This is a genomic window from Amycolatopsis rhabdoformis (genome assembly GCF_035918295.1).
In the GTDB taxonomy this organism is placed as follows: domain Bacteria; phylum Actinomycetota; class Actinomycetes; order Mycobacteriales; family Pseudonocardiaceae; genus Amycolatopsis; species Amycolatopsis rhabdoformis.
On the sequence record NZ_CP142149.1, the window covers coordinates 3,858,967 to 3,873,409 of the forward strand.

Annotated in this window: 12 protein-coding genes; 6 read left to right on the top strand and 6 right to left on the bottom strand. The window is 71.3% G+C overall.

Translation table 11 applies throughout. The annotated features are described in order from the left end of the window. Positions 1-58: 58 nt before the first annotated feature. Entirely contained in the window at positions 59-691 is a 633-nt protein-coding gene (locus VSH64_RS17550; RefSeq protein WP_326836687.1) for an NUDIX hydrolase, read from the bottom strand. Beyond that, on the bottom strand, positions 688-2,388 hold the full coding sequence (locus VSH64_RS17555) for a CTP synthase (protein WP_326836688.1): 1,701 nt from the start codon (positions 2,386-2,388) through the stop codon (positions 688-690). The genes VSH64_RS17550 and VSH64_RS17555 overlap by 4 nt, the downstream gene beginning before the upstream one ends. 108 nt (positions 2,389-2,496) lie before the next feature. Between VSH64_RS17555 and aroA the strand changes: the two genes are divergently transcribed. Next, positions 2,497-3,798 (top strand): 3-phosphoshikimate 1-carboxyvinyltransferase, encoded by a 1,302-nt coding sequence (gene aroA, locus VSH64_RS17560; RefSeq protein WP_326836689.1) that lies wholly within the window; start codon positions 2,497-2,499, stop codon positions 3,796-3,798. Positions 3,799-3,999: 201 nt separating this feature from the next. Here aroA and VSH64_RS17565 read toward each other — a convergent pair whose 3' ends face one another. Together VSH64_RS17565 and VSH64_RS17570 are read right to left on the bottom strand one after the other, a co-directional pair. Next, entirely contained in the window at positions 4,000-4,845 is an 846-nt protein-coding gene (locus VSH64_RS17565; RefSeq protein ID WP_326836690.1) for an alpha/beta fold hydrolase, read from the bottom strand. Between the two features lie 103 nt (positions 4,846-4,948). Next, entirely contained in the window at positions 4,949-5,599 is a 651-nt protein-coding gene (locus tag VSH64_RS17570; RefSeq protein WP_326836691.1) for a GntR family transcriptional regulator, read from the bottom strand. Positions 5,600-5,707: 108 nt separating this feature from the next. On the opposite strand from VSH64_RS17570, the gene VSH64_RS17575 reads away from it, so the two are divergent. Both VSH64_RS17575 and VSH64_RS17580 read left to right on the top strand, forming a co-directional pair. Next, entirely contained in the window at positions 5,708-7,144 is a 1,437-nt protein-coding gene (locus tag VSH64_RS17575; RefSeq protein ID WP_326836692.1) for an NCS1 family nucleobase:cation symporter-1, read from the top strand. Next, complete coding sequence (locus VSH64_RS17580; protein ID WP_326836693.1) at positions 7,144-7,857, top strand: aspartate/glutamate racemase family protein; 714 nt, start codon at positions 7,144-7,146, stop codon at positions 7,855-7,857. The genes VSH64_RS17575 and VSH64_RS17580 overlap by 1 nt, the downstream gene beginning before the upstream one ends. Here VSH64_RS17580 and VSH64_RS17585 read toward each other — a convergent pair. After that, on the bottom strand, positions 7,787-8,965 hold the full coding sequence (locus VSH64_RS17585) for an acyltransferase (RefSeq protein WP_326836694.1): 1,179 nt from the start codon (positions 8,963-8,965) through the stop codon (positions 7,787-7,789). The genes VSH64_RS17580 and VSH64_RS17585 overlap by 71 nt on opposite strands. A gap of 177 nt (positions 8,966-9,142) precedes the next feature. Beyond that, on the bottom strand, positions 9,143-10,033 hold the full coding sequence (gene sigJ, locus VSH64_RS17590; RefSeq protein ID WP_326836695.1) for an RNA polymerase sigma factor SigJ: 891 nt from the start codon (positions 10,031-10,033) through the stop codon (positions 9,143-9,145). Positions 10,034-10,169: 136 nt separating this feature from the next. Between sigJ and VSH64_RS17595 the strand changes: the two genes are divergently transcribed. The 3 genes from VSH64_RS17595 to VSH64_RS17605 all read left to right on the top strand — a co-directional run bounded on the left by VSH64_RS17595 (position 10,170) and on the right by VSH64_RS17605 (position 14,411). Then, a complete protein-coding gene (locus VSH64_RS17595) occupies positions 10,170-10,787 on the top strand; it encodes an LUD domain-containing protein (RefSeq protein ID WP_326836696.1) in 618 nt (205 codons plus the stop codon). Between the two features lie 242 nt (positions 10,788-11,029). After that, a complete protein-coding gene (locus VSH64_RS17600) occupies positions 11,030-12,286 on the top strand; it encodes an alginate lyase family protein (RefSeq protein WP_326836697.1) in 1,257 nt (418 codons plus the stop codon). 208 nt (positions 12,287-12,494) lie between these two features. Next, a complete protein-coding gene (locus VSH64_RS17605) occupies positions 12,495-14,411 on the top strand; it encodes a glycosyl hydrolase family 18 protein (RefSeq protein ID WP_326836698.1) in 1,917 nt (638 codons plus the stop codon). Positions 14,412-14,443: the final 32 nt, after the last annotated feature.

The window sequence follows — 14,443 nt, forward strand, 5'->3', positions numbered from 1 at the left end:
GCCCCGGGACGGTGGCCCGTCTGTGCCCTGCCGTTGCGTGGCAGGGCACAGACGGGGCTCAGCCTTCGGCTCGGCGCCGGGCGAAGCGGGTCGGCCGGTCCGGCCACTCCGCGTCGGCCGGGCGCGCCCGCGCCGCACCGGTGACCACCGCGTGGGCGGCGAGCACCCCGGACACGGTCGCGCCGTTCACCAGCTCACCCGAGAGCGCCATCGCGACGGCGTCGGCGAGTGGGAACTTCTTCACCACGAGGTCGGCTTCCTCCTCGCCGAGCACCTCGCGGTCCACATCGGACAGACCGCGCGCGAGGAACACGCGCACCACCTCGTCGGTGAACCCGGGCGAGGCGGCCACGTCCACGAGCGTCGACCAGTCCTCGGCCGCGAGCCCGACCTCTTCCACGAGCTCGCGCTTCGCCGCGTCCACCGGGTTCTCCCCCGGCTTGTCGATCAGGCCCGCCGGCAGCTCCCACAGCCGGTGCCCGAGCGGGTGCCGGTACTGGTGGACCATGGTCACGGCGTCCTCGGCGTCGAGCGTGAGGATCGCGACGGCACCGAGGTGCTCCACGACCTCGCGCTTCGCGGTGCCGCCACCGGGCATCACCACGTCGTCGATCCGCAGGCCGACCACACGTCCCACGTGGACGACCCGGCTGTCCGCGACGGTGAACTCGTGCTTGCCGGGCTCGGTCACCGGGCCGCCACGGGCGCCTCGGCGAGCTCCACCGGCAGCCGCTCGGCGACCTTGCGGTCCACCACGGCCTTCACGAACGCGCTGAACAGCGGGTGCGGCCGGGTCGGGCGGCTCTTGAGCTCCGGGTGCGCCTGCGTGCCGACGAAGAACGGGTGCACATCGGCCGGCAGCTCCACGAACTCGACCAGGCGGTCGTCGGGCGAGGTGCCCGAGAACACGAGGCCGGCGTCGGAGAGCTGCTTGCGGTAGGTGTTGTTCACCTCGTAGCGGTGGCGGTGGCGCTCGGACACCTCGGTGGTGCCGTACGCCTTCGCGACCTGCGAGCCCGCCTTGAGCTTCGCCGGGTACGCGCCGAGCCGCATCGTGCCGCCCATGTCGCGCTCGCCGGCCACGACGTCGCGCTGGTCGGCCATCGTCGAGATCACCGCGTGCGTGGTGTTCTCGTCGAACTCCGCGGAGTTCGCGTCCTGGATGCCCGCCAGGTGCCGCGCGCCCTCGATGACCATGCACTGCAGGCCCAGGCACAGGCCCAGCAGCGGCACGCCGCGCGTGCGGGCGTACTCGATCGCCCCGACCTTGCCCTCGATGCCGCGGATGCCGAACCCGCCCGGGATCAGCACACCGTCCACATCGGACAGCACCGAGGCGGCGCCCGACGCGGTCTGCGCGTCGTCCGAGGCGACCCACACGATCTCGACCTTGGCGCGGTGGGCGAACCCGCCCGCGCGCAGGGCCTCGGTCACCGACAGGTACGCATCGGGCAGGTCGATGTACTTGCCCACCACGGCGATCCGCACCGTCTCACTCGGGTTGTGCACCCGGTTGAGCAGATCGCCCCACACCGTCCAGTCCACGTCCCGGAACGGCAGGCCCAGGCGGCGCACCACGTAGGCGTCGAGCGCCTCGCCGTGCAGCACCTTGGGGATGTCGTAGATCGAGCGCGCGTCCGGGCAGGCGATGACCGCCTCGGAGTCGACGTCGCACATCAGGCCGATCTTGCGCTTGAGGTCCTCGGGAATCTCCCGGTCGGCCCGGCAGACCAGCGCGTCGGGCTGGATGCCGATGTTGCGCAGCGCCGCCACCGAGTGCTGGGTCGGCTTGGTCTTGAGCTCGCCCGACGGGGCGAGGTAGGGCACGAGCGACACGTGCAGGAAGAAGCAGTGATCCCGTCCGACGTCGTGGCGCACCTGGCGGCACGCCTCGAGGAACGGCAGCGACTCGATGTCGCCGACCGTGCCGCCGACCTCGGTGATGACCACGTCCGGGGTGTTCCCGTGCTCGTCCGGACCGGCCGCGGCGGTGATGCGCGACTTGATCTCGTCCGTGATGTGCGGGATGACCTGCACCGTGTCGCCGAGGTACTCGCCGCGGCGCTCCTTGGCGATCACCTCGGAGTAGACCTGGCCGGTCGTGACGTTGGCCTTGCCGTCGAGGTCCCGGTCGAGGAACCGCTCGTAGTGCCCGATGTCGAGGTCCGTCTCCGCACCGTCGTCGGTGACGAACACCTCACCGTGCTGGAACGGGTTCATCGTCCCGGGGTCGACGTTGAGATACGGGTCGAGCTTCTGCATCGTGACGCGAAGCCCGCGTGCGGTAAGGAGCTGGCCGAGGCTCGAGGCCGTCAATCCCTTACCCAGAGAGGAGGCGACGCCTCCGGTGACAAAGACAAACTTGGTAGCCCGCGACTGATGTCCCACGGGCCGCCAGCATATCGCACGTTCGCCGATCCGCTCGCTCACGCCCGCTCCCGGCGCGGCGGGGACGACACGAGGGGTGACTCCGGGCACCACGCTAGGCTGCCGACCGTGACGGATGCGCACGAAAACCACTGGGCCGCGCCGGTCGCCGCGGCGGCACTCGACGCGCGGGTGCGCGTGCCGGGTTCGAAGTCGATCACGAACCGGGCCTACGTACTGGCCGCGCTCGCGGGCGCGCCCACGCGGGTGCGGGTGCCGCTCGACTCGCGCGACACGCGGCTGATGCTCGGCGCGCTGGCCGTGCTGGGCGCCCGGTCGGAGGAGACGGCCGACGGCTTCCTCGTGTACCCGCTCGGCACCACCGGCAGCCACGGCGAGCCGGTCGGGATCACGCTCGGCAACGCCGGCACCGTCGCCCGCTTCACCCCGGCGCTGGCCGCCCTCGGCGACGCCCCCGTGCTCTTCGACGGCGACGAGGCCATCCGCCGCCGTCCGATCGGCCCGCTGCTGGCCGCGCTGCGCCGCCTCGGCGTGCGCATCGACGATGACGGCCGCGGCGCCCCGCCCTTCACCGTCCACGGCGACGGCGGCGTGCGCGGTGGCGCGGTGGACCTCGACTCGTCGGCGTCGAGCCAGTTCCTCTCCGCCCTGCTGCTGGCCGGGCCCGCCTTCGACCGCGGCGTGACCGTGCGCCTGGTCGGCGACGCCCCGCCGAGCGAGCCGCACATCGCGATGACGCTCGACATGCTGCACCGCTTCGGCGCCACCGTGGAGCGTGAGGGCGCGGAGTTCCACGTCGCCCCGGCGAAGCTGTCGTGCCCCGAGTACCTCGTCGAGCCGGACCTCTCCACGGCCGCGCCGTTCGTGGCCGCCGCCGTGGCCGCCGGCGGAACCGTGCGCGTCGAGGGCTGGCCGGCCACCACGACCCAGCCCGGCGACTGGCTGCGCAGCTTCCTGCCCGCGCTCGGCGCGTCGGTCCGCCTCGACGACGGCGGCCTCGCCGTCACCGGCGGCTCCCGCATCCCGGGCGTCGAACTCGACCTGCACGAGGTCGGCGAGCTGACCCCGGTGGTCGCCGCGCTCCTGTGCTTCGCCGACGGCCCCTCGGTGATCAGTGGCGTCGCCCACCTGCGCGGCCACGAGACCGACCGGATCACCGCCCTGGCCACGGAACTGTCCGCCCTGGGCGCCGACGTCTCCGAAACGGACGACGGCCTGCGCATCACCCCGGCCCCCCTGCACGGCGGCGTCTTCCACACCTACGACGACCACCGCCTGGTCATGGCCGCGGCCGTCCTGGGCCTGCGCGTGCCCGGCGTGTACGTCGAGAACGCCGCCACGGTGGGGAAAACGTTCCCGGCGTTCACCGAGACCTGGACCGCGATGGTGGATTCAAGCCACCAGGCGTAGCTGTATCTTTGGCCCCGCTGTGTCGTTGGCCCCGCCTTCGGCAGGGCGTGCGAGATCGCCCCAAGCCGGCTTCCGGATCGGGCGGTCGAGATCGGCCGGGGGCCGATCGGACCGCCCGATCCGGAAGCCGGCGCGATCTCGCTCCGGGGTTGCGATCTGGGCCGCGGGTTGCCGATTGCGGGCGTGGCCGGGGGTGGCGGGCTAGGGCAGCAGGCGTAGCACTTCGCCGGTGATTACGTCCGGTTCGGTGAAGGGCACCAGGTGGCCCGACCGCGGCGCGATGACGTGGCGGCCGCGGGGAAGCGAGGCGGCGTGGGCCGCGTTGGCGGCGGCGCGCATCGAGGCGGTCATGCCGTCGCCGGGGCGGCCGCCGGAGATCACGGTGACCGGGACGTCGCCGAGGGCCGGCGGGGTGGTGCGCCAGGTGGCGAGCTCGTCGAGAAAGGTGCGGGCCTGTTCAGCCTGGGTGCGCAGCACGCCGGGCGTGAAGGCCTCGCGCAGCAGGTCCGCGCGCACGTCGGCGGGCACGGCGCGCAGCATCGGGCGGTAGAGCAGCTTGAGCAGGCCGGTCGCGGCGAGCGGGCGCATCGCGCGCAGGTAGCCGCGTTCGAGCCGGCGGAACACGGGTGAGAACAGCAGGTCCGCGGCCTCATCGGTCGGGTCGACGAGAACCAGGCCCGTCACCGACGGCGATGCCGGCAAGTCGCCGCGTGACTCGCAACCCACCTGCGAGATCGCGTCGGCGGAGCCGGGGCCCAAGACACAGCGCGCCGCGGCGAGGCGCGCGATGGGGCCACCCGCGCTGTGGCCCACGACCACCGCGGGCCCGACCGATCGAAGGACGTCGACGAGGTCGTCGGCCATGCGGTCGAGCGTGCGCCCGGCCGGATCGGGGTCGCTGCGGCCCAGCCCGGCGCGGTCGTAGACCACGGCCCGAGCCACCGCAGCCACTCGCGGCTGCACCAGCGCCCACGACGACCGGGTCGCACCGGCGCCGGCCTCGAAGACCACCGTCGGCGCATCGGCAGAGGGGCCCTCCAAAACCATCGTGTTCAGCCGCCGGCCGTCGCGGGTTCGGATCTCCCCAGGTTCGCCCTGCGTGTGCATCAACCGCCCCCCCAGAAGTTAGGGCGACCTTACCTGAACCAGATCAGCCAAAAAGGGCTTCCAGCGTCACCCGGCGATTCACCCGCACGTGATCGGCAGCGAACGCCTTCGCTCGCGCCGCGTCACCCGAAGCGATGGCCGCAACGAGGCCGTGGTGTTCCTCGTGCAGGTCGGACCAGTGCTCGTTCTGGCTGGTCAGCCAGCGCAAGCGGCCTTCGAGCGGTTCGATGAGCGTGGTGAGCAGGCCGTTGCCCGCGATCGCCACGATCTCGTCGTGGAACCGGCTGTTGAGCACGGCCGTGCGCGCGGCGTCCCCTCGGGCGGCGGCGCGGGCGGCGTCGGCCAGCAGCCGTTCGAGGCGGCGCAGCTCGGGTTTGCCCGCGCGCGAGGCCGCGAGCCCGGCGGCCAGGCTCTCCAGTGCCTCGCGGACGTCGAACAGTTCCTCCACGTCCACGCGCGAGAGCGTGCGCACCACGACCCGGCGCGGCGACTCCACGACCACGAACCCCTCGGCTTCGAGGCTGCGGATCGCCTCGCGCACCGGCACCCGCGACACCCCGAGCCCCTCGGCGAGCTCCCGCTCCACGAGCCGGTCGCCCGGCTTGAGGAGCCCGGACAGGATCCGTTCGCGCAGCTCCTCGCGCACGCGCTGCCGCGTCGCCGCGAGGGGCTGCCGGTCATCCGTGGTGGTCACGCCCCGGAGTTTATCCGCCGAGGGTTGACCGCGACGGACTTCGCCGTCATATTTGGGATACCAATTTTTGGGATACCAAAACGCCCGGCACGTAGACCGGAGGGCCCCATGGCAGCAGCGCCGCTGACCGGAAACCGGCAGGAAACCAGCACGCCTACCGACCCCAGCCTGTGGAACGAGGATCTCGCGCCGGCGAAGGACCGGCGCTGGAAGGTGTACGACATCTTCGCCCTGTGGATGTCCGACGTGCACAACCTCGGCAACTACACCTTCGCCGCCGGGCTGTTCGTGCTCGGTCTCTCGGCGTGGCAGGTGTTCACGGCCCTGCTGTTCGGCTTCGTGATCATCTACGTGGGCATGAACCTGATGGGCCGCATCGGCCAGCGCACCGGGGTGCCGTTCCCGGTCGTCGCGCGGATCAGCTTCGGCACGTTCGGCGCCAACCTGCCCGCGCTGATCCGCGCGGTCATCGCGATCTTCTGGTACGGCATCCAGACCTACCTCGCGAGCGTCGCGGTCACGCTGCTGGTGCTCACCATCGCGCCGGGGCTGAAACCGTTGACCGAACACGGTTTCCTCGGCCTGCACGCACTGGGCTGGATCTGCTTCGTGGCGCTGTGGGCCGCGCAGGGGCTCGTGCTCACGCGCGGCATGGAGGCCGTGCGGAAGTTCCAGGACTGGTGCGGCCCGCTGATCTGGGTGGTGATGATCGCGCTCGCCGTGTGGATCCTCGCGGCCGGGCACTGGCAGATCTCGCTCACCAGCAGCCCGGTGCGACTGTCCACAGGGGAACAGGTGCGGCAGTGGTTCGGCGCCGCGGGCCTGATCCTGTCCACCTACGGCACGCTCATGCTCAACTTCTGCGACTTCTCCCGCTTCGCCCCGGACCAGAAAACGGTGCGGCGCGGCAACTTCTGGGGCCTGCCGATCAACTCCACGGCGTTCGCGCTGCTGTCGGTGGTCGTGACCGCGGGCAGCCTGCAGGTGTTCGGCGAGGCGATCACCGACCCGGCCGAGCTGCTGGCCCGCGTGCACAACACGCCGGTGCTGGTGATCGGCGCGCTCACGTTCGCCATCGCCACCATGGGTGTGAACATCGTGGCCAACTTCGTCTCCCCCGCCTACGACCTCGCGAACATCTGGCCGAAACGGATCAGCTTCACCGTCGGCGGCGTGATCAGCGCCGTGGCCGCGCTGTGCGTGCTGCCGTGGAAGCTCTACTCCTCCCCCGTGGTCGTGAACTACTTCCTCGGCGGGCTCGGCGCGTTCCTCGGGCCGTTGTTCGGGATCATGATCGTGGACTACTACCTCATCCGCCGCCGCGAAGTCGACGTCGCGAAGCTGTTCACCAAAGACAGCCCGTACCACTACCGGCACGGGGTGAACCCGCGCGCGCTCGCCACGTTCCTGCCCACCGCCGCGCTGTCGGCCGTGGTTGCGCTCGTGCCGTTCTTCGCCCCCGCCGCGCCGTACTCGTGGTTCCTCGGCACCGCGACGTCCGGGCTGCTGTACTTCGCCGTGATGCGCTCGAAGCGGGCCGCGTGATGCGCATCCTCGTGACCAACTGCAACACCACCGAGGCGATGACGAAGGAGATCGAAGCCGGGGCGCGCGCCGCCGCGAGCCCCGGCACGGAGATCCTCGCGCGCACGCCGGCGTGGGGTCCCGAGTCGGCGGAGGGCTGGCTCGACAGCTTCCTCTCGGCGGCCGCGGTGCTGGATCTGTTGCGCCGCACGGAAGAACCCTTCGACGCGGTGGTGCTGGCAGGCTTCGGCGAGCACGGCCGGGAAGGCGCGCGGGAGCTGCTCGACGTGCCGGTGGTGGACATCACCGAGGCGGCCGCGCACCTCGCGAGCCTGCTGGGCCGCCGCTACGGCGTGGTGACCACCCTGGACCGCACGTGCGGGCTCATCGAAGACAGCCTGCGCACCGCGGGCCTCGCCGACCACTGCGTGGCCGTGGTCGGCACCGGGCTGGGGGTGCTGGAGCTGCGCGACGAGGGCCGCACCGAAGCGGCCATGCTCACCGCGGCCCGGCGCGTGCGCGACGCGGGCGCGGAGGTTCTCGTGCTCGGCTGCGCCGGCATGACGGGTCTCGACCGGCGGCTCTCGGCCGCACTCGGCGTGCCGGTGGTCGACGGCGTCGCCGCGGCCGTGCGGCTCGCCGAGTCCCTGGTGGCGCTGGGACTCACGACGAGCCGCGCGGGTTCGTACGCGACCCCGCTGCCCAAGCGGCGGCGGTGGCAGCCACCCGGGTGAGCTGCGGCCGGCCGGTGAGCGCGCGGCTCCACGGCAGCCGCCGCAGCACCTCCACGAACACGAGCGTGAGCGCCACCGTGGCCGGGTACACGACCACGGTCGTCCACGGCGCCCCGGCCCCGTCGCCCACGTACGCGATCAGCGGACCCAGCAGCGCCAACGCGAGCGGGTGCGTGAGGAAGATCGCGAACGACCGGTCCACCGCCCACGACACCACCCGCCCGCCGGGCCGGCCCGCGTCGGCCCAGCGCGTGCCGGCGAGGAACAGCCCGGCGATGGCCGCCACGCACCACGGCACGAGGTAGGGCCGGAACGCGTCGCTCGCCAGCTCGGGCCACAGTCCGTTGTGGACACTCACGAAGTACCCCGTCTCGGCCACCGCCAGCGAACCCACCAGCCCGGCGACCACCACCCACCGGTGCCGCCGCACGAACGCCTGCACGGCCGCGAAGTGCACGGCCGCGACCGCGCCGAGCACCGAGTAGAACTGGTACGGCAGCAGCGTGGTGAAGAACCGGCTCACGGTCGAGTACTCCACGCCCTCGGGCGGGTAGCTCAGGAACCACGTGACCGCGATCTGCACCGCGCCGGAGACCGCGAGCACGAGCCACGGCCGGCGCTCGATCGTGCGCACCAGCTTCATCAGCAGCGGGAACAGCAGGTACACCTGCAGCGTCACGAGCAGGAAGTACAGGTGGTACCACGCGGTGCCGTCGGCGATCTCGATCACCAGCGCCCGCAGGGCCGCGGCGACCGAGCCGACCGCTTGCTCCGCCGTAGCCAGCGAATAGCCCCAGTACAGCAGCGACCACACCACGTACGGCACCGCGACCCACGGCACGCGGCGCCGCCAGAACGCCACCGGCCGCGGCGGGCGCGAGCGGGCGGAGAACACGAGCACGAACGTCGTCAGCGCGAAGAACGCCTCACGCGTGAAGTGCAGCGGCGCCTCGATCGCGTCGGACACCACGTCCTGCGGGAACGTCGTGGCCCCCAGCACGTGCAGGAAGATCACCAGGGCGAAGGTCAGCACCCGGTAGAGGTCGAGCTGGTGCAGGTGGGCCGGTCGCGCGGGGGCCGGCACGGGGGCGAGTTCGGTCGTGGTCATCGGGCGGCCGGACCCGCGGGTGCGAAGTGGATCATGGCACCACATTTGCCGCACTGCCTGTGAAGCAGCCATGAAGCGGCTGAGAACCCGCTTTACCGCTGGAAAACGGGCGTAGTGAACATCACGGTGGTCCAGCCCGTGGGAGCGGGGCGGGCCTTCGGCGGTACAAGGCGCGCGTCAGAGTGCCGTCCAGGGCCTCAGTTTCTCGGGGTTGCGGACCACCCAGATGTGCTTGATCCGCCCGCCGGCCACATCGAACGCGTACACCGTCTCGACCACGCCGGCGCGCTGCGCCACCAGCCCGGGCTGGCCGTTGACCGTGCGCTCGATCAGCGCGACGCTGCCGAGCGCCCGCCGGGCGAGCTCGATCCAGGCGCGGGCGATCTGTTCGCCGCCCTCGATCGGGTCGAGGAACGTGAGGGCGCGCCCGCCGCCGTCCGCGATCGCCGTGGCGTCGGGGTCGAGCAGGCCGATCAGCGCGGTGATGTCCTGCGTTTCCCACGCCCGCTTGAAGTCCCGCACGACCCCGGCTCGCGCCGACGCCGGGCTCGCCGGAGCGTGCGCGTCCCGGATCCGCCGGCGGGCCGAGGTCGCGAGCTGCCGGCACGCGGCCGGGCTGCGGCCGACGATGTCGGCGACTTCCGGGAACGAGTAGCGGAACACGTCGTGCAGGATGAACGCCACGCGCTCGGCCGGCGTCATCGCCTCGAGCACCACGAGGAACGCCATGCCCACCGACTCGTCCAGCGTCACGCGGTCGGCCGGGTCCGCCTGCTCGCCGGGCAGCGGCTCGGGGATCCACTCCCCCACATACGTCTCGCGCCGGACCCGCGCCGAGCCCAGCAGGTTGAGGCAGATGCGGCTCGCGACCGTGGTCAGCCACGCACCGGGCGACTCCACGGCCTCCTGCTGCGGCCGCGACAGCGCGTACCAGCGGGCGTAGGTCTCCTGCACGGCGTCCTCGGCCTCGGCCAGCGAGCCGAGCAGGCGGTAGGCGAGGTTGATCAGGTGCCGGCGCTCGCTCATGATCGCGCTCAGGCCCGGCTCGGGGTCGGATGGGGTGGTCATCGCGCCGGCGGCTCCCTCGGTCTCGGCTGTCCTCAGTAGTACGACAAAACAGCGCCGCGAAGTGTGAGCGCCTCACACTTCGGGGGTGTGAGTTGTCGGAGATCCGAGACTGGCCACCACGATCGGGAGACACCTCATGACCGCGCCGACCTTCACCGCCCCCGCTTCCGAGCAGACCCTGCACCGCACCGCCACCGCGCTCACCGCCCGCGGGTTCGCCGCCGAGATCCTCGACGACGTCGCCGCGGCCCGCACTCGCGTCACCGCCCTGATCCCGGAGGGCGCCAGCGTGTTCACCGCGGCGAGCGAGACGCTGCGCCTGTCCGGACTCGACGACGACCTCAACACCGGCGGGCGGTACGAGGCGATCCGGCCGCGCACCCTCGCGATGGATCGCGTCACCGACGCCGACGACATCCGGCGCCTGCGCGCGAGCCCGGACTTCGTCATCGGCAGCGTCCACGCGGTCACCGAGACCGGCTCGCTCGTGATCGCCTCCGGCAGCGGCAGCCAGCTGCCTGCCTCCGCCGGCGGCGCCGCCCACGCGATCTGGGTCGTCGGCGCGCAGAAGATCGTGCCGGATCTCGACGCCGCCCTGCGCCGCGTCGAGGACCACTGTCTCCCCTTGGAGAGCGAACGCGCCCTCGCGGCCTACGGCTGGCCCAGCGCGGTCAACCGGCTGCTGGTCCTCAACGCGGAACCGTTCCCCGGTCGCGCCACCGTGCTGCTGCTGCGCGAAGCGATCGGCTTCTGACGCGCGTCTGCCGGATTGACACCGCCTCGCACGGCCCAGCAGAATTCCCGGCGCCACGACCGCACCGCCGCCCGGTCGCCGTGGGGATCCTTGGCGTCCCCGGGAAAACGAAGGGCGAAACAGTGCGAAGGCAGTTACCGGTCCGGCCCAAAGCAGGCCGATTCCCCTGGCGGCACTTAACCGTCGCCACGAAGCCATTCAGCCGTGCCTGTGGTCGGATCGGTGACAATCGGCACAGACGCGTGCTCGGTGCGACCGTGCTCACGGCGGTGCTGGCGGTGGTCCCGCTCAGCGGCACGGCCACCGCCGCACCGGCGCCGCACACCGTGGTCACCGACGGCAAGAAGCTCGCGCAGGTCCGCACGGCGCTGACCCACGGGCACGCCACCGCGGCCGAGCGGGCCGCGCTGAAAAACGTGCTGGGCAAGGCCGACGAAGCGCTCACCGCCGGCCCGTGGTCGGTGCTCGACAAGCCCACCACGCCGCCGAGCGGCGACAAACACGACTACCAGAGCCAGGCGCCCTACCAGTGGGCCAGCCAGCCGAAGACGCCCGACAACCCGCAGGGCTGCCCGTACGTGAACCGCGACGGCCAGCGCAACCCCGAGGCCGACGCGATCACCGACCACACCTACCGCATGGTGGCGTGGGACGCGATCTACTACCTGTCCACCGCGTGGTACTACACCGGCGACACGAAGTACGCGAAGCGCGCCGAGCTCGACATCCGCACCTGGTTCCTCGACCCGGCCACGCGGATGAACCCGAACATGACCTACTCGCAGATCGTGCCGTGCAAGAACACGATCAGCGGCACGGGGATCATCGACTCCACTCAGTCGTTCACCCAGGTGCTCGACGCGTTCGCGCTGCTCGACTCCGGCGCGCCCGGCTGGACCGGGGCCGACCGCTCCGGGATCCGCGGCTGGCTCGGGCAGTACCTCACCTGGATGCAGACCAGCCCGCAAGCGAAGCTCGAACTCGCCGCGACCAACAACCACGGCACGTTCCTCGACCTGCAGAACGCCGCCACCGCCGCCTACCTCGGCAAAACGGCCGAGGCGCGCAAGATCGTGACCGACGCCCTGCAGAAGCGCTTCCCGGTGCAGTTCGACGCGGACGGCAACCAGCCGCTCGAGCTCACGCGCACGATCTCGTGGCACTACGTGAACTTCAACCTCACCGCGTGGGGCCGGATGGCGGAGGCCGGGCACAACCTCGGGGTGGACGTGTGGGGCTATCGAGCGCCGAGCGGCGTGACGCTGCGCAAGGTCGTCGACCGGCTCATCCCGGCGGCGCTGCACGGTGTGCCGTCCTGGCCGTACCCGCAGATCGCCCCGCTGGACCAGTCGATCGCCGCGGACATCTTCCACGCGGCCGCCGAGGAAGCCCACGACACCGACGCCGCGAAGGCACTCAAGCAGATGCCGCTGCCGGCCGGCGGCGACACCTGGTCGGTGCGCCTCACCTGCTTCCCGCTCGACCCGCCGCTGAAGTGACGGCCGACCTTCGGGGGGCTTTTCCGGACAAATCACCCGATATCGCCAGTGGTCCGAAATTGGTCTAGTCCAAAGTATTGACTCTCCCTGTGCACTGGTTCACATTCAGGAACGGGCCGGTACCGCTCAGGTTGTGATCCACACGTCGCGTCGGTCCTCCGCGCTCCCCCGGGCGCGGAGGACCGTTCGCCTGCGCGAGGGAGAACCCATGCAGCACAAGGTATCCAGAAGAGCCGCGTGGCTCTCGGCCGCCGCGGCGGCCGTGGTCGTCGGCGGGCTCACCACGCTGGCCGGCCCACCCGCGCAAGGCGCGGCCGTGGCCCCGGCCGCGAGCACGCAAGCCGCCTCCTCGGGCGGCCTGCGCGTGGCCTACTACGACCAGTGGAGCATCTACCAGAACGCCTACTACCCCAAGAACGTCGACGCTCTCGCGGGCAACCTCGACTACCTGATCTACGACTTCGAGAACATCGACCCGACGAACCTCACCTGTTTCGAGGCCACCAAGGCGAGCGACCCCGACCCCGCGGGCGAGAACAACCCCAACGCGGGCGACGGAGCGGGCGACGCCTTCGCCGACTACCAGAAGTCCTTCGGCTCCGACCTCAGCGTCGACGGCACGGCCGACGCGTTCGGCATGCCGATCGTCGGCAACTTCCACCAGCTGCAGGAACTCAAGGCGCGCCACCCCAACCTGAAGGTGGTGCTCTCGCTCGGCGGCTGGACGTACTCGAAGTACTTCTCCGACGCGGCGGCCACCGACGCGTCACGCAAGAAGCTCGTGAGCTCGTGCATCGACATGTTCATCAAGGGAAACCTGCCCTCGCAGGGCGGGTACGGCGGCCCCGGCACCGCGGCCGGGATCTTCGACGGCTTCGACATCGACTGGGAGTACCCCGGGTCCACCACCGGCCACCTCGGCAACCACGTGAGCGCCAACGACACGGCGAACTTCACCGCACTGCTCAAGGAGTTCCGCACGGAGCTCGACGCACTGGGCGGCAAGCACTACTCGCTCTCGGCCGCCCTGCCGGGCGGGCAGGACAAGATCGCGAAGCTGCAGACCGACAAAATCGGCCAGTACATGGACTTCGCCGACGCGATGACCTACGACATGCACGGCGCGTGGGACGCGACCGGGCCCACCAACTTCCAGGACCCGCTCTACGGTTCGCCGAACGACCCGTCGGGCACGATCCCGCCGGGCACCGAGAAGTACACCACGGACTCGGTGATCAAGGCGTACACGCAGGGCTCGTCCGCCTACGGCATTCCCGGCGGCTTCCCGGCGAACAAGCTCACGCTCGGCATCCCGTTCTACTACCGCGGCTGGACGGGCGTACCCGCCGGTTCGAACCACGGGCTCTACCAGTCGGCGAGCGGGCCCTCGGCCGGAAAGACCTTGAGCGGCAACGTTCCCGGCATCGCGATGTACAAGGAACTGAGCGGCGTCGTCGACAACCCGGCGGACACCTTCTACGACCCGACCACGCAGTCGGCGTGGTTCTACGACGGCACGAACTTCTACGGCGGCTCGTCGGCGCAGTCGATCAAGGCCCGCACCGACTACATCCACTGCAACAACCTGGCCGGCGCGATGATGTTCTCGCTCTACGACCTCGACCCGAACGCGACGCTCTTCCACGACGTCGTCAACGGCCTGGCCGGCTCCACCGCCGGCTGCGGCACCACACCGCCGACCACCCCCACGACGCCGACCACGCCGACGACTCCCACCACACCCACGACCCCGACGTCACCGTCCACCACCCCGACCACCCCGGGCGGCGGCTCGTGCTCGGCGACGGCGTGGAACGCGACCCAGGCGTACACGGGCGGCGCGGTGGTGTCGTACAACGGGCACCAGTGGACGGCCAAGTGGTGGACGCAGGGCGACACCCCGGGCGGCAGCCAGAACGTGTGGACCGACAACGGAGTCTGCTCGCAAGGGGGCACGACCACTCCGCCGGTGGGCTCGTGCCCGGCCGCGTGGAACGCCACGCAGGCCTACAGCGGTGGCGCGACCGTGTCCTACTCCGGGCACAAGTGGACCGCGAAGTGGTGGACGCAGGGCGACACCCCCGGCGGCAGCCAGAACGTGTGGGCTGACAACGGCACCTGCTGAACGCGAACCGGCGGCGGCCGGGAATCTCTCAC

Bases quoted from the DNA above. Each gene is read 5' to 3' on its own strand.
- VSH64_RS17565 (WP_326836690.1), bottom strand. From the start codon at position 4,845: ATGGTTTTGGAGGGCCCCTCTGCCGATGCGCCGACGGTGGTCTTCGAG.
- VSH64_RS17595 (WP_326836696.1), top strand. From the start codon at position 10,170: ATGACCGCGCCGACCTTCACCGCCCCCGCTTCCGAGCAGACCCTGCAC.
- VSH64_RS17605 (WP_326836698.1), top strand. From the start codon at position 12,495: ATGCAGCACAAGGTATCCAGAAGAGCCGCGTGGCTCTCGGCCGCCGCG.
- VSH64_RS17575 (WP_326836692.1), top strand. From the start codon at position 5,708: ATGGCAGCAGCGCCGCTGACCGGAAACCGGCAGGAAACCAGCACGCCT.
- VSH64_RS17585 (WP_326836694.1), bottom strand. From the start codon at position 8,965: ATGACCACGACCGAACTCGCCCCCGTGCCGGCCCCCGCGCGACCGGCC.
- sigJ (WP_326836695.1), bottom strand. From the start codon at position 10,033: ATGACCACCCCATCCGACCCCGAGCCGGGCCTGAGCGCGATCATGAGC.
- VSH64_RS17580 (WP_326836693.1), top strand. From the start codon at position 7,144: ATGCGCATCCTCGTGACCAACTGCAACACCACCGAGGCGATGACGAAG.